Origin of the sequence: Pseudomonas sp. CFBP 13719, assembly GCF_014842095.1 — a bacterium.
Taxonomy (GTDB): Bacteria; Pseudomonadota; Gammaproteobacteria; order Pseudomonadales; family Pseudomonadaceae; genus Aquipseudomonas.
Map to the genome: position 1 here is coordinate 860,899 of NZ_JACYVB010000002.1, position 22,152 is coordinate 883,050.

The 22,152-nt window shown below is 53.5% G+C and carries 15 protein-coding genes; 6 read left to right on the forward strand and 9 right to left on the reverse strand.

Annotation, left to right across the window (positions count from 1 at the left end; translation table 11 throughout):
- Positions 1–55: 55 nt before the first annotated feature.
- Both IFT57_RS09860 and dnaE read right to left on the reverse strand, forming a co-directional pair.
- Complete coding sequence (locus tag IFT57_RS09860) at positions 56–688, reverse strand: hypothetical protein (protein ID WP_122531610.1); 633 nt, start codon at positions 686–688, stop codon at positions 56–58.
- Positions 685–4,290: a DNA polymerase III subunit alpha gene (gene dnaE, locus IFT57_RS09865; RefSeq protein ID WP_122531609.1), complete on the reverse strand. Its 3,606-nt coding sequence runs from the start codon at positions 4,288–4,290 to the stop codon at positions 685–687. The genes IFT57_RS09860 and dnaE overlap by 4 nt, the downstream gene beginning before the upstream one ends.
- 122 nt (positions 4,291–4,412) lie before the next feature.
- Here dnaE and dnaB point away from each other — a divergent pair, with 122 nt between their 5' ends.
- The 3 genes from dnaB to IFT57_RS09880 are packed head-to-tail and all read left to right on the forward strand — an operon-like array spanning position 4,413 to position 7,163.
- Positions 4,413–5,897, forward strand: coding sequence for a replicative DNA helicase (gene dnaB, locus IFT57_RS09870; RefSeq protein ID WP_122531608.1), 1,485 nt, complete (start codon positions 4,413–4,415; stop codon positions 5,895–5,897).
- Between the two features lie 50 nt (positions 5,898–5,947).
- Complete coding sequence (gene dnaQ / locus IFT57_RS09875; RefSeq protein WP_122531607.1) at positions 5,948–6,676, forward strand: DNA polymerase III subunit epsilon; 729 nt, start codon at positions 5,948–5,950, stop codon at positions 6,674–6,676.
- Positions 6,654–7,163 (forward strand): hypothetical protein, encoded by a 510-nt coding sequence (locus tag IFT57_RS09880; protein WP_244657281.1) that lies wholly within the window; start codon positions 6,654–6,656, stop codon positions 7,161–7,163. Before dnaQ ends, IFT57_RS09880 begins: the two co-directional genes overlap by 23 nt.
- 41 nt (positions 7,164–7,204) lie before the next feature.
- Here the strand turns inward: IFT57_RS09880 and IFT57_RS09885 are convergent, their stop codons facing one another.
- From IFT57_RS09885 to IFT57_RS09895, 3 genes are all read right to left on the reverse strand, one after another.
- Positions 7,205–7,672 carry a hypothetical protein gene (locus IFT57_RS09885; protein ID WP_122531606.1) on the reverse strand — a complete coding sequence of 156 codons (468 nt, stop codon included), beginning with the start codon at positions 7,670–7,672 and terminating at the stop codon, positions 7,205–7,207.
- Between the two features lie 95 nt (positions 7,673–7,767).
- The gene (locus tag IFT57_RS09890) at positions 7,768–8,754 is read right to left on the reverse strand and encodes a DsbC family protein (RefSeq protein WP_122531605.1); all 987 of its coding nucleotides are present in this window, start codon (positions 8,752–8,754) and stop codon (positions 7,768–7,770) included.
- Between the two features lie 76 nt (positions 8,755–8,830).
- Entirely contained in the window at positions 8,831–9,433 is a 603-nt protein-coding gene (locus tag IFT57_RS09895) for a 5' nucleotidase, NT5C type (RefSeq protein WP_122531604.1), read from the reverse strand.
- A 150-nt stretch (positions 9,434–9,583) separates the two neighbouring features.
- Between IFT57_RS09895 and IFT57_RS09900 the strand changes: the two genes are divergently transcribed.
- On the forward strand, positions 9,584–11,095 hold the full coding sequence (locus tag IFT57_RS09900) for a DNA primase (RefSeq protein WP_122531603.1): 1,512 nt from the start codon (positions 9,584–9,586) through the stop codon (positions 11,093–11,095).
- Positions 11,095–13,305 carry an ankyrin repeat domain-containing protein gene (locus IFT57_RS09905; protein WP_122531602.1) on the forward strand — a complete coding sequence of 737 codons (2,211 nt, stop codon included), beginning with the start codon at positions 11,095–11,097 and terminating at the stop codon, positions 13,303–13,305. Before IFT57_RS09900 ends, IFT57_RS09905 begins: the two co-directional genes overlap by 1 nt.
- Positions 13,306–13,316: 11 nt before the next feature.
- Here the strand turns inward: IFT57_RS09905 and IFT57_RS09910 are convergent, their stop codons facing one another.
- The 4 genes from IFT57_RS09910 to IFT57_RS09925 form a co-directional block, all read right to left on the reverse strand.
- On the reverse strand, positions 13,317–14,111 hold the full coding sequence (locus IFT57_RS09910) for a guanylate kinase (protein WP_122531601.1): 795 nt from the start codon (positions 14,109–14,111) through the stop codon (positions 13,317–13,319).
- Between the two features lie 16 nt (positions 14,112–14,127).
- Positions 14,128–16,215 (reverse strand): single-stranded-DNA-specific exonuclease RecJ, encoded by a 2,088-nt coding sequence (locus tag IFT57_RS09915; RefSeq protein WP_122531600.1) that lies wholly within the window; start codon positions 16,213–16,215, stop codon positions 14,128–14,130.
- An 86-nt stretch (positions 16,216–16,301) separates the two neighbouring features.
- Complete coding sequence (locus IFT57_RS09920) at positions 16,302–19,031, reverse strand: ribonucleoside-diphosphate reductase subunit alpha (protein ID WP_122531599.1); 2,730 nt, start codon at positions 19,029–19,031, stop codon at positions 16,302–16,304.
- Positions 19,032–19,098: 67 nt separating this feature from the next.
- A complete protein-coding gene (locus IFT57_RS09925; protein ID WP_122531598.1) occupies positions 19,099–19,698 on the reverse strand; it encodes a hypothetical protein in 600 nt (199 codons plus the stop codon).
- A gap of 82 nt (positions 19,699–19,780) precedes the next feature.
- Between IFT57_RS09925 and IFT57_RS09930 the strand changes: the two genes are divergently transcribed.
- A complete protein-coding gene (locus IFT57_RS09930; RefSeq protein WP_192151278.1) occupies positions 19,781–22,141 on the forward strand; it encodes an ATP-dependent DNA helicase in 2,361 nt (786 codons plus the stop codon).
- Positions 22,142–22,152 lie beyond the last annotated feature (11 nt).

The following is a 22,152-nucleotide window of genomic DNA, read 5'->3' on the forward strand; positions in this document are numbered from 1 at the left end:
CTTATTGTGGGCGCTGGTTTAGACCAGATATCTAGAATCTACAGCTACTAACGATTTATGTCAATATTGAGTATAAGGGTTTGTCGCCGAACCACGGGTCGTCGTGGCTATGCAGCAGAGGAGTCATCCAATCGAGAGAGAGCCCGATGCTGTCCTCTGCATTACCCTCAATGGTCATGTGATGCTCAAGGCTAAAGACCGTAGGATTATTTTCCACTCGCTTTTGGTATTTGTGAATTTTGCAAAGCCTTTCCTCGAATATCGCCTTTATTTCGCTGAATCTGATGAAGTAGACCCCCCAACGATAATTCACTGCTCCATATTTCTCGTGCACCAGGGTTTTCCACTCTACCCAAAAGAGAATTCCGACGTCGACACCTCTCTCCAGGTGGGGGATATAGTGAATGAGATCCTTCACATTGAAGCTGATCGCCCGGTCGGGCTTGATTCCATATGCGTACCTGGCTGTAAAAAAGGGCTTATTTTGGGTCTTTAGGTCGCACGGCCCCCACCCATCGATAAGAAAATCAATAGCGTATTTATTTTTGTCTTTCTCGGGATTTCTCCTTACCTTCAGGATGGATCTTGCACCCATCCCCTTGAGAAATTCTCCCTCACACCACTCTCCATGTTGGACGTAAGCCTTTTTGTTCTGCGGGTCATCCAGGTCTTTTTTCGAATATGTCACGACGCCATCTCCATGGATCCGTGCATAGCTGATTTGGCTGCCTGCAGGCTTCGCTCAAGCTCTTCACGAAGCTTGGAGCGGTGCTCGTCCATGTCCTCGATGTCGATGACAGGGTCAATGTCGACAGAATCCTTGCTTCGAAACACACGTCCCAGGCTTTGTGCATATTCAACCCGGCAGTCATCGCCGAATTTACGCTGCAGCAGAGAAAGTGCAGCTGAGGTGTGGTGAATAGGCAGCGCTGGAAGGTCGATCTGATCCCCATTGTCGGTCTCTATGCACACCCGAAGATTGCCTTCCTCGTTGCCGGCGCTGTGAAGAATGCCCATGACACTGGCAGCACTCTTGGTGCGGATAACGATTCGACCCGGCTGATTTTGCAGAAACGTGGTCAGGGGCTGTACACGATCGATGATCAGGGAGGCGATGTTGGTCTTTGGGTTGATCCGCACGATGCCATTAAGAACCACCAGGTTGTCATCCTTCATGAATTCCTGGTACTCGTGGTAAGGCTTGTTGAAGATGCTGCAATCCAGACGCGCAGTTCCATCATCAAGCTTGAAGAACGCATAGGTGCCCTTTGTGTTGCTGCGGGCATCAATATCGCTCAGCAGGCCAGCTACCGTCACGTGCTTGAACTTGGCCTTCTCCACGCCGTCCACGTCGTCTTCGACGCTTTGGGCAATCTCGATCAGACTGGCGGTCAGCGAATGCTTCAGGCGGCTTTGGTATTTGGCGTAAGGGTGGCCAGTCAGATAAAGACCCAGGTGTTTGCGCTCTCCCGCAAGGCGGATTTCATCGTCCGCTGGCGTTATGGCTGGCCGCTTGACCTGCGGCAACTCCATATCAAACAGACTGCCCTGATTCACGTTTTTGCGCAGCTGCTTACCAGCCGTCATCGCGGTCGGGTAGATCGCAAGAAGCTCAGATCGCGTCTGGCCAGAGAAGTCGAACATTCCTGCATGGATGCAGGCCTCGATTGAGCTCTTGTTCAAACTGTTGCGTCGAAGGTAGTCAATGATATCCAGGTAATCACCACCGGACTTGCGATCTGCAAGCATCGCTTTGGAAGCAGACTCGCCAAAGCCCTTGATAGCCCCCAGTCCATACATGATCACACCTTCGTGGGAAGTAAAGTGCCACTGACTGTGATTCACGTGAGGTGTTTGGATTTCCACGCCCATGCTGCGGCATTCGTGGATGAAGCGCACGACCTTGTCGGTGTTGTCCATGTCAGAGGAAAGTACCGCCGCCATAAAGTCTGCAGGGTAATGGGCCTTGAGGTATGCCGTTTGAAATGCAACCAGGGCATAAGCCGCTGAGTGGGACTTGTTGAAGCCGTAGCCTGCGAATTTCTCCACCAAGTCGAAAATGTTAGCAGCCAAGTGCCCATCAATGCCGTTGTCAGCACACCCTTCCACAAAGCCACCGCGTTGCTTGGCCATCTCTTCAGGCTTTTTCTTACCCATTGCCCGGCGCAACATGTCCGCTCCACCCAAGGTGTAGCCTGCCATTACCTGGGCAATCTGCATCACCTGCTCTTGGTACAGGATAATGCCGTAAGTCGGCTCCAGCACTGGCTTGAGACCAGCGTACTGGTAGTTTGGGTGAGGATAGGCAAGCTCGGCCCGTCCGTGTTTGCGGTCGATGAAGTCATCCACCATCCCCGATTGCAGTGGGCCTGGACGGAACAAGGCCACCAAGGCGATCAGGTCTTCAAAGCAGTCAGGCTGAATGCGCTTGATCAGGTTCTTCATGCCTGCTGACTCAAGTTGGAACACAGCAGTCGTTTCGCAGCGCTGGATCATCTCGTAGGTCAGCTTGTCCTTGAGATCGATGCCGTTGATGTCGATCGCGGCCTTGCCTTCTTTGACCAGCCGACCGTTGATGCTTTTGAGAGCATGATCAATGATCGTGAGGTTGCGCAGGCCCAGGAAGTCGAACTTGACCAACCCTGCTTTCTCGACGTCATCCTTGTCGTACTGAGACACCAGGCTACCGCCATCCGGATCGCAGTAGGTCGGGGTGAACTGTGTCAGGGCGCCGGGGCTGATCAATACCCCACCGGCATGCTTGCCCACCTGACGGGTGATACCCTCAAGTTTGAGGGCGTGAAGCATGATGCTTTTCACATCGTGGTCTGTTTCCAGCATTACCTGCAGGGCTGGAACGCGCTCCAGCGCCTTGGTGAGGGTAATGTCCGGCTCTTTAGGGATCAGCATCGAGAGTTGGTTGCCCAGTCTGTACGGATACCCCAGGGCCCGCGCCACGTCACGAACAACCATCTTTGCAGCCATGGTGCCGTAGGTGATGATCTGAGACACCGCATCGTGACCATAAGCATCTGCCACATAGCGAATGACCTGGTCGCGCTTGTCCATGCAGAAGTCGACGTCGAAGTCCGGCATCGACACACGCTCTGGGTTCAGGAAGCGTTCGAACAGCAAGTCATACGCCAGGGGGTCAAGGTCGGTGATGCCCAGCGAGTAGGCTACGAGGGATCCAGCGCCCGACCCACGGCCAGGGCCGACAGGAATATCGTTGTCTTTGGCCCATTTGATGAAGTCAGCAACGATGAGAAAGTAACCAGGGAAGCCCATCTGGTTGATCACGTTGAGCTCGAACTTCAAACGATCTTCGTAGGTCTGGCGCTTCTGCTCGATCACCTCTTTCTCTTTGAAAAGATAGATAAGGCGACCTTCCAGCCCCTCAAAGGATGTCTTCTCCAGGTAGGCAGCTTCGGTCAATTTGTTAGGCGCCGGGAAGCTCGGGAGGAAGCTCTTGCCCAACGTCAGGTCAACACTGCAGAGGGCTGCAATGCGAACGGTGTTTTCGATTGCGTGGGGAATGTCACTGAACAGCTCAGCCATTTCCTCGGAAGATTTGAAATACTGATGCTGCGTGCATGGCGGGTTCAGGTCTTCGCGCAGCGCACGAACACTGCGGCCTTGTGCAATGGCAATGCGGATCTCGTGCGTCTGGAAATCAGCTGGATCCAGAAACCGCGAAGGGTTGGTGGCCACAACAGGCACCTTGTGCTCGATAGCCAGGGCAACGGCTTCCTTAATGTACCGATCGTCAGCTGGGTGACCAATACGCTGAAGCTCGATGAACAGGCGGTCACCAAAAAGCAGCTTGTAGTCAGCCAGCGCGTCGGCAACCTGAGCCTTGCGGTTGCTCATCAGCAGTCTTCCGAGCTCCCCCTCGCGCCCTCCCGAGAGGGCAATCAGGTTCTCAGTCTTACCGTCGAGCCATTCAAGCGGGATGACGGGGTGATTCTGATCGTCGCGAGGGGCTTCGTTGTAGCCCCTTGAGATCAGTTCACACAAAGCCTGGTAGCCATCGTTGTTCATGCAATAAAGCGACAGCGACGAAGCCCCCAGTCGCGGGGTCTTGACCTGGATTTCAGCCGCAATAATAGGCTTGACGCCCATGGCCATGGCCCCATTGTACGCCTTGATGGTTGCGAACATGTTCGAGGTATCCGAGATGGCAATGGCGGGCTGTTTGAATTCCTTGGCCTTGCTCATCAGGGGTTTGACTCGGATGAGTGAGTCGTGCAACGAATATTCAGAGTGTACGGACAGATGAACGAAGCTCACGTGAGGCTCCTGGTCTTAGTAGGCGGTCTAGGTACAGCGTGACAGATGCGCGATTTTAACATCAATTGACATTTCTATGCCAAACAATATACTGCTAACTCGAATTTAGACCCGAGGTCTCCATGAGCTCCATGCACGACACCCCAGCCAACCACACCCTTGCATCATCGGCAGATCCGCTGGAGAAGTCCGTACTGGTGACGCTTCTGGACAACAGCGCCCTTTATAAGGAGGTTGCGGAGACGCTTGAGTCTTCTGACTTCATCAATGATGCAGGCAAGCAAATCTATGCCTGGATCAGCTACGAGGTGCGTGCTGGGCGTAATGTGGACGCCTCCCTTGGCCTGAGTCACTTCAATAACTCCCCCCGCGTCAGCAGCTATTTGATCGAGATTTGCGGCGGATTCCCTACCCCGTCAAACCTCAAGCGCCACTGTGAAGAGCTTCGCGACCTCAGTATTCGCCTGAATCTGGCCCACAAACTGGCTGAAAGCTCGCGTTTGTTGATCTCGGGTGACAAGCCCGTAGAAGAGGAACTGATGCTGGTCGACGCCGGCATCAAGAAAGCAAACGCTCGCATGAATGCGGGCGAAAAAACGACTTCCAGCTACAAGGATGTCGGCTCCCTGTGGAGTGAGCGATTTAAAAAGCGTGCAACCGAGGGCGGCATTCCAGGGCTGAGCACCGGCTTTGATGATCTGGACAACCTGATCAAAGGCTTCAACGACCAAAACCTCATCATCGTCGGCGGTCGACCTTCCATGGGTAAGACTACCGTGTGCATGAACATGGTCGAGCACTCTGCCATCCGCAACAATGTCCCCTGGATGGTCTTTTCGATGGAAATGCCCAAGGAGGATATCTACGAGCGCTCCATGGCCAGTATCGCCGGAATTGACTTCGAAGACCTTCGCATGGGTCGATTGAAGAAAGGCGACCTTGAAAAGCTCAAGATCGCCCAAGAGATGATGAACAATGCTCCCCTGTACATTGACGATCAGCCTGCATTGTCTTTGAATCAGGTGGTTGCACGGGCGACGAAGGCCAAGCGCGAGCACGGTATTCGAGGCATTCTGATCGACTATCTTCAGCTGATGTCTCTGTCAGCCCACTTCAAGAGCAATCGCAACGAAGGTGTGGGTGAAATCAGTCGGGGCCTCAAGCAGCTGGCGCGTGACTTGGGCCTGCCGGTTGTGGCTTTGTCCCAGCTCTCTCGCGACCTTGAGCGCCGCCCCAACAAGCGCCCGATCAACTCCGACCTGCGCGACTCCGGCTCCATCGAACAGGATGCGGACGTCATCGCCTTCGTTTACCGTGATGAAGTCTACAACCCAGACACCGAAGACAAAGGTGTCGCAGAATTCATTATCGGCAAGCAGCGCAATGGCCCACTGGGCACCGTGCGCTTGGGCTTTGCCAATGGCCAGTCGCGCTTTGAGAACATGTCAAAATCCAATCAGCCAAATCGCACGCTTACGCAAGTGGCTCGCAACGCCCAGTCAGCCGAAGCCCAGCGCATGGATAAGGACGACACGCCCGAGATCGACTTGAGCTTCGCCTCTCACGTGGTGAACCCAATCCCCAAAGACGACGAGCTTCCATTTTGAAGGTCAATATATGCATAATGAGGCATAACCATTTATCAGGAAATTGCTAAATGAGCAATGCAGAGAAACTGTTGGTATTCGACACTGAAACTACAGGATTCGATCCTAAAACCGGTGATCGGATGGTTGAAGTAGGATTTGTGGAGCTTATTGACCGCAAGAGAACTGGTCGCATACTACATCTTTACTTCGATCCGGAGCGTGATGTTCCCGAGGGTGCATTTGAAGTTCACGGCCTTTCTAGGGATGAGCTGGTCAAGCTTTCAAAGGGCAAGAAATTTGCTGACCATGCCCAAGAAATGATTGATTTCATGAGCGGAGCAGTTCTGGTTGCCCACAACTCTCGCTTCGATGAAGGCTTCTTTGATGCCGAGTTCGAAAGAGCTGGCTATGGCAAGTTGAAAGACTACTGTGAAGGCATCATCGACAGTCTCGCAGTGGCCAGTCTCAAGCGCCCAGGTAAGCAAAACAGCCTTGACGCTTTGCTACGAGACTATGTGGGTAAGGACAACTACAGCCGAGATCTTCACGGCGCTTTGCTCGATGCCGACCTGCTCGCGCAGGTTTACTTGCTGATGACCGTTGCGCAAGATGGCTTGTCTCTGGACACAAGACTCAAGTCCTCTGGCCCTGTCCTGCGCCCTGCTCGACTTGATGTGCCTACCGGAGCCCTGAGTGTTGTTTCAGTCGATGAAGCGTCCATGGAGCGTCACAATGCGCTTTCAGAGCGAATCAAAAAGGCATCAGGGGGATCAGTTGTTGAGCTTGGATTCGGCTGATAGCCTGCACGTCTTCCATGGCAGTCCAATTCGGCCTGAAAGGCCGGCTTTTGGCAGCAAAGGCAATCAAAGCATCACGGTCTCCCTGGGGAGGCCGTTTTTCGTAACGGAGGTCAGGGCATTCGCCGCCTTTTTTGCACGTGGCGGTACACTTTCTTCGTTGAAAATAAACAGTGCCTGCATGTTGGATCTCACTGCCCATGAAAACATGGACAGACTCCTTGAGGTTTTCAACGCAGATGCCATGTGCCCGGACGCTCCCTGGGATGAGGACATTTTGGGAGAAGTGGCTGAGTCAGCCTACTTGCTGCTGGAGTCCAAGGCGGTATGGACTTACCTGGTGTCTCAGGGTATTGATGCTGTGAGGTTAATGGAACAGGTGCATCCGAGGGTTGAATCGATTGCTATCATAAACCCGGACATCATTGAGCGGCTTAGCACCCATTATCTGAGCAGGAGCGATCACGATCATTCTTGCGGGCCATAAAAAAGGCGCCCTGAGGCGCCTTTTTGTTGCGTGCATTGCGATCAGTTGGACGGCGCCGGAGTAGACGTGTCCGAGTTGTCGCAGCATGGCGTGTTGGGGTTCAGTTCATCCTTGGAGCAGTAAGGGATATAGCCACCCTCAGCTTCACGTACGCCTTGATCCGTCGACTTGTAGTTGAAACCCAGAGACCGGTTTGCTGCCAGGCAGACCTTGTCTTCTACGCCTGTCTTGTAGACTTCGTTTTCACGGGTTTCCCAGTTTACGCCGGCCTGAGGAATGACAGCCAGATATTTGGGGACGAGGACGTCAAGGTTCGTTTCGGTGTCGAGGTAGATCCCGTCATTTCGAGCAATCAGGATAGCGCCACGGATCTGCGCGGCCTCCTGAATGAATTTCGTCGCCTGGGACTTGGCGGCAGTTTCACCACTTTCGGAGAGGTACAGGAGCGTACTCGCCGCAACGATGATGCTCAAGATGATTGCGATTACAATGATGATTAGCTGAGACATGGGGTTTTTCCCTTCTTTTTGTTTTTGTATCGGGATTATCACTCAATGTCCAATATATGTCAAAACCCCTTCATCGAGAAGGGGTCAATTAACATTTAATTCAGCACTGAGTTGATGAGCGCAGGAGTGGTGCTGTAGCCAACAATTTCCTGGCCGTTGGCTGTGATGATCGTTGGCGTACCCTTGACATCAAAAAGCTCGCCGAGGAAATAGTGATCAGCAACGGGTGAGCGCAAGCGGTTCAAATCTGCCGGCAGTTGGCTGCAATCTGTGGCTGGGATCTTGTAGCCCGCATATGCATCATTCATTGCGGCCTGCTGGTCTGCAGAGCACCAGACGTTATTCAGGTTTTCCTGAGTCTTGGTCACAGCGCCTGTATTGTGCCCCATGTCACGCGGGTAGAGGAAATAGTGAACAGTGATGCCGGCCTCGTTCAACTCAGGAATGGCATGGTGCAGTTTCTGGCAGTAGGGGCAGGTAGGATCGGTGAAGACATAGATGCTGGCCTTCTCGTTTTTCGCCTTCCAGTTGACTGTCCACTTGTCAGGGATTTTCGCGATGATGCCCTTGATCTGTTCGGTCTTTTCCGCAGGCGTCATTTGAGTGCCGTCGGCACGGAAGCCAATTTTAGGCACCCGATTGGCATCTGCTTGCCCAGGCTGTGCGATTTTCACAGAAGGCTGAGGCGCTTGGGGGGCAGTTGGTGCCAGTGAGGGGGCAACTTGTGCAGTATTCTGCTGAGCCTGGCCTTGATCAGTGGGGGCTGTTTGGCCCAGGTTCATTCTGACTTGGCCTGCGGCCAGCACAGCAGCGCCCCTTTGCTTGAGCAGCTCGGCGATCTTGTCAGTGTCGATTTTCATCTCATCTACATGGCCAGCAGTTGCAGGAGCAGCCGCTGCTTGCTGGCTTTCAGCTGCTGGAGCGATTGCAGGGGCTACGCTAGCATCAGGGGTGTAGAGGGACTTGTAGGCCACACTCAGGCACATGAGAATTGCTGCGCACTTGAGAAGGTCATTCAGGCTGAAGGGGTTTTTCTTTTCTTTCGGCGCAGGTTTTTGAACCGAGGGGTCGACGTTGGTCATTACCGTGTCCTTATTATATTTGTTGTGGACAATATACCAGATAATCGTATCTAAGGATCACCTGGTATTTGAATATTCATGCCATTTCTAGGAGGTTTTCTTGTTGAAGAAGCCTCTCGACGAACTTGCCAAGGGAGGCGTAACGGTTGTGACCAGTCTCAAAGTCCTTGCGAGCTCTGTTCCAGGGCTGGTCGATCAGGATGAGCTCTTTTGCCATGCCCGCTTCGCGCATGTGATCCAGGTTTTCGTCAAAGTCATCGACAACGAACTCGAACCCTTGCGGATAGTAAGGCTTGGCTGCCTGCGCTTTTGACAAGCCTTCAGGCTTGATGATCAAGTGGTCGTATGCCAGATCATGCGCCTTGAGCCAAGCCTGAGTCAGAGCGAGAGCATCGGGATGATAGCCTCGCGAGGTAATCAGAACAATGATGTACCCAGCATCACGCAGACGGCTCAAAGCCCGTCGTGTGTCAGGGTAAGGAACCATCTTGCTCAACAGATCCTGGCTGATGATCACATCAAAAAACTGCTCGAACGTGATCCCGTACAAGCCGGTCATGTTAAAATTCAGCCAGTTATCGACAGAAAGCTTGCGCTTGAACGCCTGGTTCAATGCAGGGCAAAGCACTGCAGAGAAAGATCCCAGCACGTCATCCATGTCGATTGCACAGTATTTCATCGGAAAATCTCCTCAAAGAATGTGCAATTTAGCATAATATTGACAGGTGTACAATTCAGCGGTAGAAAGGCGCCCGCAGACCAGGCCATTGATAGCGCCCCCACTCACTGCCTATGCTAGTGATATCTCCCCTATTTATGTGTAAATGCCATGCAGCAAGACGTCAGCGACTTCCTCTTCCTGGTCAACCTCCATTCTTGCCGTGATGTTGAGGTTGAGGTGGGTATCAACGAGTTCTCTTGGGAGGAATTCAAGAGCGAAGTGATGCGCCACCGATTCCGATCCCGCAAGGATGGCCCTGGATACATCCCCGTTTCCATGAAAATGGAAGATGATTGGGTGCAGGTCGAATCCAAAAAGGGTAACAAGCATTTCCGCTGCGACGCCAACATGGAATCGCTGAGCCTGCTCGTGATCGATATTGATGAGCCCGGCGCGCTTGAAACTGCCGAGACCTTGTTTGAAGGCTACGAATACATCGTTCACAGCACTCACAACTTCACACCAGAGACGCCCTACAAGTACAGGCTCATCATGCGCCTGGCACAGCCCATTCCGGTTTCTGAATGGCCTGCGTGCTTTGATGCCCTTCACTCGCGTATCGACCTTGACCCGTCGTGCTCAAACCCCTCTCGTTTCTACTACTACCCAAGCCACTCCACTGCGTCAAACATTGCTCCCCGAGCCATACATCAGCCGGGCCGGGCCATCACGATGCAGGAAGTGCTTGCGCTGGGTACCGGCGTGAGCAAGAAAAAAATCCTCGTTTCACCCACCTTCTCCAGATCTGCCGGCACACTTCCGGCTGATCAAGCCAGGGCCAAGCGTCACTTCTCGGGTAAGAAGATTGCAAAATGGGACAACTTGTCATCTTCAATCAATCAGAGCTATGAGAGTTTTGCGGCGCGCCATGCCCGCTCCCTGATCGACTATGAGGTGTCCCCTAATTCCCGGCATAACTTCGCCCTGTCTGTGACCAGTCGCGAGTATTACATCCTGGGGCCACACACACAGCTCCAGCCGCTGCTGATGTTTCTTTTCACGGCAGCTCGCCAGCACGGAACGCCCATTGAGTCGGGGCAAAACACACTCGAAGAGTTGCCGCTCATGATCTACTCGGCGATGGAGAAGTACGCCCAAGAAGCCCTGGACAAGGCTGTGATGGAGCATGGGGATAACCTGAGCGTCTGGATCAGCCAAGCAATTGATCGCGCCCTGAATGTCTATGAGGACGGTTTCCATGCGGGCCAAGCCAAAAAACCGGTGGAGGCGCCTAATAGCTTGTACTCCATGTTCCGCGAGCGTCATCGCAATCACCTGCAGGCATTTATCGGTCACGGCAATTTCCGGGATCTCATGGTCGGTGTACTCAAGATGGAACTGCGCAATGAGAGCATCAATTTTGAGGGCATTGCCAACGCTCTGTTTACCTACCAGTTCGGGTATCTGACCAAGGTAAAGAAGATGGATGACACCACGGCGCTGACCCATATGATGGATATGAAAAGCATCATAAATGGCATTGGTGCTCGTGACATTCCAGTGGATTTGCAGCGCATCAACTTTGCCAAGAGCGCGCTGTTGATCGAGCTAAGCCGCAATACGAAACACCTCAGACAAAACAATAAACTCAAGCATGATAGCGTGGAGCCAGGCCTTTAATGAACGCCCATAACCCCCAAGGGGAAGATAATTCAGCCCAGGCTTCACCTTTGGCTGCCAACCTGCCGATCAAAGCAGCCTCGGGCATTCCGCCGCATGCTGCGTGGGACGTTTTTTTGTCCAGCAACGTGGATCAGCAGTTTATCGCTGAACACTTCGATGTCTTGGTTGATAGCATCAACGACCCGATTCTCGATCGCCGTCAGACCCCCTTGCAAGCGCTAGCAAGTTTTGCCAGCGGTGACCAAATGGCTCGTGCCGCTGACCTGTTCGCATCAGCGGTAGGCAAGGCAGGGATGGCCGCTTTCAGTGAAGGTTCACTCGGAACGATGGCGCTGATTGCCGGCAACATCGAGGGCGCGCTCATAGCCGCCCAGACTTGCCCTGCAATCCACCAGGCAATGCGTAACAGCAATAATGTCACCCTGATGGTTCAGTGCATGATTAGCGGTGAAACAGATCTCCTGCGACATCTGACTGCCCGAATCAATGACAAGCCGTTGATTGACCCGTACTACACCGACAAGGCCGGTATCAGCAGCCTGTCGAGCTACTTTCGAAAAGCGCCCACTCCATCACTCGACGTGGTAAAGGTCTTTGCTGAGTGCCTTCTGGAGTCACGTAATCTGGGAGACGTCAGCGCCGCCTTTTACCAGCGCTATTTTGGTCATCTTGACCGTTTTGGCAAAACCTGTCTGCATGTACTCGCTCAGCGCATGAGCGATCAGAAGATTTCTGATGACACATTTACTGATCTGTTTGGCTGGCTGGGCACCCAGATCGACATCAACCACCCGGACGGTGATGATGAGACGGCTTTGATCACTGCTTCCCACTACAATCGACCTGCGGTGAACAAGGCGTTGATCGAGGATGGCGCGCTTCTTGACTGGGTTACCCACAAAGGGCGTACCGCGCTGACAGTGGCGGCCTATCATGGTCACGTCGATCTGATCGATCTTTACCTTAAATACAACCTGGCCTCAGCTAACATCGACCCCTCACTCAAGAAGGCAAATTCGGACGCAGAGCGGGTTCGCGTCCCGCTCTTGACGGCACGAAACAAGCACTGGGGTGCGTTGAAGCATTACCTCACTTTCAGCACGGATGGGATCAACCAGCATGAGCCCACCGAAGATCGGCACACCCCTCTGATCCTGGCAGTCAAAGATCTAGAGCCTTCGGCTGTTTCCAGCCTCATCAAGGCAGGCGTTGATATCAATGCCGTGAACAACCACGGTTGGACAGCTGTTCACTATGCCGCTCAATACTATTCGGGCAAAAGCCTTCAGGATCGTAATGACCCTTCACTACGCATCCTGTTTGACCTCATTACCCATGGTGGTCGTCTTGAGCTGGCCGATCACGAAGGCAAGACTCCGCTGGAGGTGATTGTTCAGCAAACCAATATCCAGAGCTCGGATTTGTTCTTTGCGGTTAACATCAGCCTGCTTTCTGAATGGGTATTCTCAGGAAATCGCACATTGGCTGAGCAATATGTCGAGGAAACCCACAACATCGCCTTTCTGACTAACTCGGTGCTCAGCAACATGCACCCGCTGGTCAGCCGGGCCGAAAAATGGCGCCTTGAGAACCAGGGCAAGGTAGAAGCCACTAAGGACAAGAAGCTCAAGCAAGCCAAGACCGACCTTTTTTCAATTCTTTCTGACTGCTTCAATTGCTCGATGGCAACGTTTGGGCTTGTCTCTCTGGAGCCCTTTCCCGTGGTCAAGAAGGTCTACGATGCCATTCCACCGGACTGGCAATGGCCAGCAGTGGGTGCTGTAGGTGTGGTGCTGGGATTGGCAAGGGCAACTGACTATCGCGGCAATATGGAGCGATTCCAGAGCATCGGCTACGCCGCAAAGGCCTTTGCCACCAAAATCAGGAAGAATGTCCTGAGCCCTACGCTTAAGTTGATCAAGGAATGCAGTTCATCCGAGCGCGGCCCGTTGCGCTATGTGGTCAGGTACTTCTCTGCGATGCGCAAGTCGTGCTTGAAGATCGCGATGGCGAGCAAGGCATTTGTCCATGTTTTGCGAAGAGAGAGCCTTGTTGATGCTGCGCCCACGGACATTGCCAATCAGCTCGATCCAGAAATGATGAAAGCCCTGGGCAAGATGTCTTACCAGGACTTTCAGAAGTTCAAGGCTCAAACTCGCCTCAACTCTCGCAAAAACACACAGGATCATGACATTTCGGCTCCGTGAGGAGCCTTTTGTCAGCTTCCCATTTCGAGGCTGGGTGCATGCACCAGCTTCTTCTCTCCGGAGAGGGTTTTCCACATATCCTCACTGGTGATCAATTTATGCTTAAGCTGTCGATATAAGCCTGGGAGTTGGGTCACCAGAGCCTTGGGGTCAGTGTAGCTGTGAATCTTGACAGGGGCAGGCTGAACCACTTCGCCAAATATGGACATATCCCTTGTCTGAGTCAGCTCCACCAGTTGCTTGAGTACTTGGTCAAAGCGCCCCGGCAAGTGGAGATCTTTCAGCACCAGATCCCAGTTTTTGCGCCCTGGCCACAACGATTCTTTTGAAAGTATGACGTCAAGACGGTCAGCGTGAGCTTGAAAATCAATGATGCCTCGGGTTTCCATTTCCTTGAACATGCGCTCAGTCACAAAGCGCTCCATGATTACGGGCATCGAAGTTTCGATGTAGACCGAGACAAAGGGCAAGCCCCGCTCTTTGGCAATGCGCTCCATGGACACTACGCCTTCTGGCTCAAGCACCAGGACAGCTGAAGAGCCTCTGGCGAGGATGCGCTCAACCTCGAAGGCAGCGGTGCCATACATGGCCTTGTGAGAGGCCTCGTATTCAAGGAACTCGCCCTTGTCGATCAGCGCCTTGAACTCGTCGGTGCTCACAAAGTGATAATCGACACCGTCCGCTTCACCGTCTCTCATGGGGCGGGTCGTTACGCTGACTGCCTTGCTGAACTGAGGCATGTCACTCAGGGCCTTGGCCAGGTACGTTTTACCGCTGGTGCTCATGCCGCTTAGGGTAATAATCATCTCGGTTACCTATGGGTTAGAACGGTTGAGGATCATTGTCCTCAACGCGAAATCTATCTTTGGTGGGCGCTGCTCTAAGCATGTCCAGCGTGTTGGCGTAGTCAGCCTGAAACCTGTGCACCGGATTGCTCATGTCGCGGTTAGGCAGTCCAGCGATGCGGGTGCTTTTTCGCTCCAAGCCTTCTTTTGCAGCCTTGATCTGATCTCTGCGCAACTGCAGGTCGGGATCTTGCAAAGTCTTCATCATCAGCTGAAGTCTGAACTTACCCTTTGGGTATTCGTTGATCGAAAGACCAAACGAGGCGTCAAAGGTGTCTTCCACAGGCATTTCACCGTCGTGGATGCAGTTGAAGGTGATGGTCTCAAATTGCTGACCAGGATGATCAGCGAACTCAACAATCATCCGCAGATGCTTCTCCTTGAGAACGGCAGGCGATCTGCGACGCTCATCTTTGATCAGTCGAAAGCGCGCATGGAACTCGGGCTCCTGAAAGTGCTGACCCCATGGCCCCATTTCGGAAATAGTGCGGCACAGCTCCATGGTCATGTACTCAGGCTCGGTGTTCATAATGTCCACCGTGATATTGCCCAGCATCTGCTCGTCAGTCAGGTATTTGGACACCTCATCATCGAAGAGCTTCTTGAACAATGGCAGCATTCCATAGCGAACGCTCATGCCAGCGGCCATGGCATGACCACCGAATTTGCCCAGAACTTCTGGATGAGTCTTGTTGATATGGTCGAGAACATGCTTCATGTGGACACCATCTACCGATCGAGCACTGCCCTTTACTTCAGTCTGATCAAGCGTCCATCGCTGCGCCTCGATCTCCGATGGGTGAGCCCCCTCGCTGATCATCACGTTGAGGCGTTCGCGCTCAACACTGGCCTTTGTGGTGTCGGTCATGCAGATCACTGGGCGGTTCAGGCGTTCCTTGATGCGTGCTGCAACAATCCCAACAACGCCGGCATGCCAGCTGGCGTCATGGATAACAACACCCTTGAGCTCCATCAGCTTGTGCTGCTCGATGTAGACGCCAGCATCAAACACGTGATGAGCTTCGATGTCTTTGCGCTGCTGATTGAGCTCTGTCAGGCGATGAGCCAATTCCTGGGCCTTCCCCTCATCCTGTTCAAGGAGGCAGCGAATACCGATCGACATGTCGTCAAGACGACCCGCCGCGTTGATTCTTGGGCCGACGGCGAAACCCATGTCGGTCGCTACCACTTTACCCAGCTCTTTGTCCGCGATGTCGAGCAGCGCCTTGATGCCGGGGCGAACTGCGCCTTGCCGAATGCGCTTTAAGCCTGCGTGGATGAGAATTCTGTTGTTGCGATCCAGCGCGACGACGTCCGCAACCGTGCCCAGTGCAACCAGGTCAAGGAGCTTGGCAATGTTAGGGATCTCAACACCCTTCTCCCGGAAATAGCCGTTGTCGCGCAAGTGCGCTCTCAGCGCCATGATGGTGTAGAACATCACGCCACAGCCAGCAAGCGCCTTGCTTGGGAATGGGCAATCTGGCTGATTCGGATTCACGATCACAGCTGCATTGGGGAGCCCCTTTTCTGCTGCAAGGTGATGGTCGGTAACCAACAGTTCACAAGGGTGGCCAGGAATAACTGTGCCATCTTCAAGCGTGGTTGGTTCTCCCAGGGCATTGACGGCGTCAGCGCCTTCGAATGATGCAATGCCATTGTCCACCGTAACGATCAAATCAGGCTCGTATTCTGCTGCAAGCTTGACTACCGATGGGGAGAGGCCGTAGCCGTGAATCATGCGATCCGGAATGATGAATTGAACGTCGCGGGCGCCCATCATGGTCAGGCCTTCGACCGCAATGCTGGTGCTGGTTGCGCCATCACAGTCGAAGTCTCCGACAATGACGATCTGGCTGCCAGCACGAATGTGTTTTTCGAGCAGCAGCACGGCTTTGTCCATGCCCAGCATCGAAGAAGGAGGGATCAGTGCATCCAGGGGATAGATCATCTCATCAATATGTCGAATACCCCTGTTTTGCAGAATTCTGTTCAGAATGGGGTTTTCGTGTACGGGTTCTTCGTTAAGTGCCGGTTTTTCTAAAATCGGCTTGAGGCCCATGCTCATGAGTAATTCCTGGATTTGACAATATATCTATTATCTAACATAAAGAGATCCCGCCACAAGGGCGGGATTCTTCAATACATGCCTAATTAGCCTGCGCTAACGGCATTCAGCTTGCCCGTGCTGATGGTGGACTTTTCCGTGCTGGTCGCAGCCAGAGCGCGGAGGTAGTAGGTGGTTTTCAGGCCACGGAACCATGCCATCTTGTAGGTGGTATCAAGCTTTTTGCCAGATGCCCCTGCAATGTACAGGTTCAGGGACTGGGCCTGATCAATCCACTTTTGACGGCGGCTGGCGCAATCGATGAGCCAGCGAACATCCACTTCGAACGCGGTGGCGTACAGGGTCTTCAGATGCTCAGGGATGCGGTCAATCTTCTGCACCGACCCATCATAGTATTTGAGCTCGTTGACCATCGTAGCGTCCCACAGGCCCTCTGCTTTCAGATCATCCACTAGGCGTGGGTTGATCACGGTGAATTCGCCCGAGAGGTTCGATTTCACATAGAGGTTCTGGTAGGTTGGCTCGATCGACTGTGTCACACCAACAATGTTTGAGATCGTTGCTGTTGGCGCGATTGCCATGATGTTGGAGTTGCGGATGCCTTTTTTGACCCGAGCGCGAACTGGAGCCCAGTCCAGTGTGAAGGACTTGTCGACGTCGATGTACTGCTCGCCGCGCTGGGCAATCAGGATTTCCTGGGAATCCAGTGGCAGGATGCCCTGGCTCCACAGAGAACCTTCAAAGGTGGCGTATGCCCCACGCTCGTCAGCCAGGTCGCACGAGGCCTGGATGGCAAAGAAGCTGATGGCCTCCATGGACTTGTCGGCGAAGTCGACCGCTGCATCGGATGCGTATGGGATGTGCTGCATGTACAGCGCATCCTGAAAGCCCATGATGCCCAGGCCGACTGGACGGTGCTTGAGGTTGGAGTTTTCAGCCTGCGGCACGCTGTAGTAGTTGATGTCGATCACGTTATCGAGCATGCGTACAGCAGTGTTGATCGTTTTCTGCAACTTGACCAGGTCGAGCTTGCCGTTGACGATGTGGTTTGGCAGGTTGATCGAACCCAGGTTGCAGACAGCAATTTCATCCTTGCTGGTGTTCAGGGTGATCTCGGTGCACAGGTTGGAGCTGTGAACCACGCCAACGTGCTGCTGCGGGCTGCGCAGGTTGCATGGATCTTTGAAGGTCAGCCATGGATGACCAGTTTCAAACAGCATCGACAGCATCTTGCGCCACAGGTCAGCGGCAGGCATGCGTTTGTAGTGCTTGATCTTGCCTTCATCAGCCATGGCTTCGTAGTGCTCATAGCGCTCTTGGAACGCAATGCCTGTCAGGTCGTGAAGATCAGGAACATCCGAAGGGCTGAACAGAGTCCACTGGCCTTTGTCGAACACCCGCTTCATGAAAAGATCGGGGATCCAGTTCGCTGTGTTCATGTCATGGGTGCGGCGGCGGTCGTCACCTGTGTTCTTGCGCAGCTCGATGAACTCTTCGATGTCCAGGTGCCAACTTTCCAGGTAGGCGCATACGGCGCCTTTGCGCTTGCCACCCTGGTTGACCGCAACAGCGGTATCGTTGACCACTTTCAAGAAGGGTACAACGCCTTGCGATTTGCCGTTGGTGCCCTTGATGTAGGCGCCCAGCGCACGAACCGGTGTCCAGTCATTGCCCAGACCGCCTGCAAATTTAGACAGCATGGCGTTGTCGTGAATCGCGTGGTAGATGCCCGACAGGTCGTCGGGAACGGTGGTGAGATAGCATGAGGACAGTTGCGAGCGCAAAGTGCCCGCGTTGAACAGGGTCGGCGTAGAAGCCATGTAATCGAAGGAAGAAAACAGGTTGTAGAATTCGATCGCCCTTTCGGTAGGGTTTTGCTCTTCCAGCGCCAGGCCCATGGCGACACGCATGAAGAAGACCTGAGGGCGCTCAAACTTCTGGCCGTCCGAATGCAGGAAATAACGGTCGTACAGTGTCTGGGCACCCAGGAAAGTGAACTGCATGTCGTTTTCTTCACGCAATGCCTTGCCCAGCTTCGCCACATCGTATTTGCCGCTCAGCAGCACAGGGTTCAGGTGGTCGTTTTTGACACCAAACTCCAGAGCAGCCGCCAGGTCAGCGGCATAGTCGGCGTCACCCTCAATCCCGGTGACCTTGCGCGATTCATCCTTGAGTTCAAGCCACAGCAGGCGGGCGGCGACAAAGGAGTAGTCTGGCTCCTGTTCAATCATGGCCCGAGTCGTGATGCGCAGGCCTTGCAACACTTCACCCCAGGCGATGCCTGGGAAAACGTTCTTCAGGGTTTCTGCGGCCAGTTTTGGGGCAGACACGTTGGGCAGGCCAGCGCAGGCGCGATCCAGGTAATTGGTCAGCAGTTCGACCGACAGGGGGTGTGTCTGCTCATGCTCGTCGGTGTAAAACAACTGAACAGGTGCAGATGGGGTGCGGCGAGTCTTGTTGCGCTCTTCGCGATACAGGATGTAGGCACGAGCTGTGGCGTGCTGCTCGTTCACCATCAGGCCTTGTTCAACCAAGTCCTGGATTTCTTCGACATTAACCGAAGGCTTGCCAGAAATGGCTTTCGTGACGCCATCGACAATGTTGGCAATCACTTCGCGCAGATGGCTGGATTGTGCGGCGACTTCGCCAAGGGTGGCTTTGAATGCTTTGCCCAATGCTGCGGCGATGAGGGCGCCATCGAAGGCCTTAGGTTGGCCGTTGCGTTTTACTACCGTGGTCATGTCTCTACCTTTTAGATGCCAAGCCCCGGTTGAGCCGGGGCAAATTGAATTCGTCTGGGGCGACGTCAGCCCCATATATTCACGCTAGCACGATCGTGAATAGGGCTGTCAATTTACATCAAAAGCGAATTTAGAGAAAGGGCTATTGCAGACCCCTCAACATGAACCGAAATGGCTTCCATATGCCGATAGCCTCGGCCTCTGCCGCCTTTTGTGCGCTCGCCATCATTTTTTCTTCAAGCGACGGAAGGCTATCGAAGGTCTTGTCCTTCATGTAGATGCCCTTTCGAACCAGGTCGACACCAGCAGACTGCCCTTTGACATCAATTGCAGAGCATACTGGCATAGGGACGTCGGCATATTTTCCGTAGCAACGAAACTGGTAGTCATGATTGATGAGCTCGTCTCTTGATGCCTTTCGCGCCTCTGCCTCGAAACCGTCTTCACTGAGCAGCATGCCCGAAGAAGACCCGCTCGTGAGGCCGGCAAGCTGCACCTTGAACATGAATGGGTTGTCGATGATGTACGGTGTTCGCATGTCCTCGACAACCTTGGCGGTCTGGTCGATAAACGGCTCGCTAGGTCTTACCCAGTACGCAAGTGGCCCATCCATCTCGACGGCTTGGGCTTCAAAAACCATCTCTTGCTTGAACGGCTGCCATTGCCCACGCTCATCGACAGGCCCTGCATGGGCTGCGGCGGGAATTAAGACAACCATCAAGGCAGTGAGTACTTTAAGCATGATCACTCCTCAGGCTAGAATGTAGATAGAACAATAATAACAAAAGCACCGCATTCGATTTAAGGTGCTATTGAAGGAAATTATGCAAACGCCTCCAAATCACAGTCTCTTGCTGCCACTTGACCTTGCCAACATGCGTCGTTACGGCATGGATCACTACGAACACGTCTTTACGGCGGGGGCGAAAGTGAACGACAAGCAGACGATGATGTTCCCTACGCCTATCCATGGCGAATTTCCGGTGCCTATTCGCGACAACCTGGTTCGGGGTGTCGTCATGGGGCATATCAACTGCGATGTAGAGATGGTGCCTCATCAGACCTACATTTGTCTCTTCCGTGTGACGGATAAATTCGGGCCAAGTCACCGATGGCTGATGCTTGACTCCATTATTCCGGCCAAAGACTACGGGGTTTCGAAGATTGTTCACCGCGTTATGGACTCTTGGCGCTTCTCTTTTCTGAAAGATAAGAAGGCCAAATGGTACGAGGCGTTTGGTGAAAACTCTTTCATGGTGCTCGATCACAACCCTGAAGCCGTGCGCGAAAAGCTCGATCTCACCGATCGCCAGTTTCTGCGGGTGAAAAACGAGTGGGGCAATCTTCGTGACATGTGGCATGAAATCAGAATGCTGCTGCGCCACAATATCGAAATGAAATACGTGGATCTGCTGATCGACGTGTTCCGTGAAAATCGGGACTCGACCATGGATCGTCACCCCTTCAGGGCCACAAAAACCCTGACTTTGCCGTCCGATGTTCAGGCCAAGTATTTCCGTGCCACAGGTGTGCTTGATCAGGTCAGAGAGGATACTGAGAACGTCGTCAGTGACTATCTGGATGCGGTCGTTTCTCGCGATGGAGCCACTGCTGTGACCCTGCAGCAGGCAATCTTGAGCTGCAGCACGTCTCTCAAGATAAAGGCCCCTATCATCGAGACCACCTTGCTTGAAATGATCAGGCAGGGTCGAGCCGACTATCGTCACATGAACGGCGAGGATTCCGTATCGCTCGGAAAAATGCTTCGAAATGATGAAAGCCTGGCCTCAGAGCTGATGGCACGTTCGGGCGTTCACACCGACACGGTTCCTTTCCAGCGATTTGACGGAGGCTCCAAGGCTAATGGAGACAAGATCGTACTCAACGACGATCAGAACACGGCTGTCTACAGCGCTCTCATGCATCGGGTGTCGATCATCACAGGTGGGCCAGGGGTCGGCAAGACAACAGCCTCTCAGGCTGTCATCAAGGCCCTCAGGCACCTTTATCCGGGAGGTCGTATCCTCTTGGCCGCGCCGACAGGCAAGGCAGCTCGCAGGCTAACTGAAGTCACGCAGGTCTCGTGCTCGACACTGCACCGGCTGCTTGGAATGGCGCCAAACACCTCATCGATGATGACCAGTTTTGGTGAGCACGATACGTTGATCATCGACGAGCTTTCCATGGTCGACGCCTCGCTGCTGACCAACGTCGTCAGGCACATGAAAAACAGGGGTCGATTAGTGCTCATGGGCGATAAAGATCAGCTTGAATCGGTAGATTCTGGCGCAGTTATGCGCGACATCATCGCTTCTCGCCGCTTTCCGGTGGTGGAGCTTCTGGATGTCCAGCGCCAGGCAGCGCAAAGCTTGATTGTCTCCGGAGCCTATTCGATCCTGCGAGGAGAAATGCCGGTCTTTGGCGTCGGTGAGGGCGACCTTCGCTTGATCGAAGCTTCGACGCCTGCCGAGATTGCTCAGAAAGTGAATGACCTGATCCAAAAGGTCATCCCACATGAGCACGGCATTGGGCTTGAGAACATTCAGGTGCTCTCCTCCATGCGAAAAGGGGATGCCGGCGTCAATGCGCTCAACAAAAACCTCAAGAAGGTGTTCAACCCCAAGGCAGGCGAAGCGAAGGCATGGGGTCGTCAGTTGGGGAACAATTTCTATCATGTCGGCGACCGTGTGATGCAGTTGCGCAACCGATATGATAAGGACATTCAGAATGGGGAAACAGGGACGATCCTTGATTTCAACGAGTCTCGGCAGGAGTTCATTCTTGCTTTGGAGGATCGCGAGGTTTCTCTGCCCTACAACAGCTACCTGGACATCACCCACGGGTGGGCCTCAACCGTGCACAAGAGCCAGGGTTCAGAGTTTGAATGTGTCATTTTCGTTCTGCCTGATGATCACCTGAACATGCTGACCAAGCGCACCATCTTCACCGCAATGACCCGAGGAAAGAAGCAGGTGTACTTCGTCGGCTCCAAAGAAACCCTTGCCAAGGCGTTGTCGGGCTTGCGTGAGGATCTGCGCAGGTCGCATCTGGCTTTCTTTTTTGCCGATAAACACATGGATGTGGTCAACAGCCCACAATTCAAGGCTTTGGTTAGCCGCAAACCCAAGCAACGTCCAACCGCATCGCAGCGCATCTCTCTGGATGACATCGACGTGCCATTTTGAGAGATCGCAAT

What these genes read in the sequence shown, in the direction of transcription:
- dnaB (WP_122531608.1), top strand. Translation starts at nt 4,413, where the DNA reads ATGAGCTCCATGCACGACACCCCAGCCAACCACACCCTTGCATCATCG.
- dnaQ (WP_122531607.1), top strand. Translation starts at nt 5,948, where the DNA reads ATGAGCAATGCAGAGAAACTGTTGGTATTCGACACTGAAACTACAGGA.
- IFT57_RS09885 (WP_122531606.1), bottom strand. Translation starts at nt 7,672, where the DNA reads ATGTCTCAGCTAATCATCATTGTAATCGCAATCATCTTGAGCATCATC.
- IFT57_RS09890 (WP_122531605.1), bottom strand. Translation starts at nt 8,754, where the DNA reads ATGACCAACGTCGACCCCTCGGTTCAAAAACCTGCGCCGAAAGAAAAG.
- IFT57_RS09895 (WP_122531604.1), bottom strand. Translation starts at nt 9,433, where the DNA reads ATGAAATACTGTGCAATCGACATGGATGACGTGCTGGGATCTTTCTCT.
- IFT57_RS09900 (WP_122531603.1), top strand. Translation starts at nt 9,584, where the DNA reads ATGCAGCAAGACGTCAGCGACTTCCTCTTCCTGGTCAACCTCCATTCT.
- IFT57_RS09905 (WP_122531602.1), top strand. Translation starts at nt 11,095, where the DNA reads ATGAACGCCCATAACCCCCAAGGGGAAGATAATTCAGCCCAGGCTTCA.
- IFT57_RS09910 (WP_122531601.1), bottom strand. Translation starts at nt 14,111, where the DNA reads ATGATTATTACCCTAAGCGGCATGAGCACCAGCGGTAAAACGTACCTG.
- IFT57_RS09915 (WP_122531600.1), bottom strand. Translation starts at nt 16,215, where the DNA reads ATGAGCATGGGCCTCAAGCCGATTTTAGAAAAACCGGCACTTAACGAA.
- IFT57_RS09920 (WP_122531599.1), bottom strand. Translation starts at nt 19,031, where the DNA reads ATGGGGCTGACGTCGCCCCAGACGAATTCAATTTGCCCCGGCTCAACC.
- IFT57_RS09925 (WP_122531598.1), bottom strand. Translation starts at nt 19,698, where the DNA reads ATGCTTAAAGTACTCACTGCCTTGATGGTTGTCTTAATTCCCGCCGCA.
- IFT57_RS09930 (WP_192151278.1), top strand. Translation starts at nt 19,781, where the DNA reads ATGCAAACGCCTCCAAATCACAGTCTCTTGCTGCCACTTGACCTTGCC.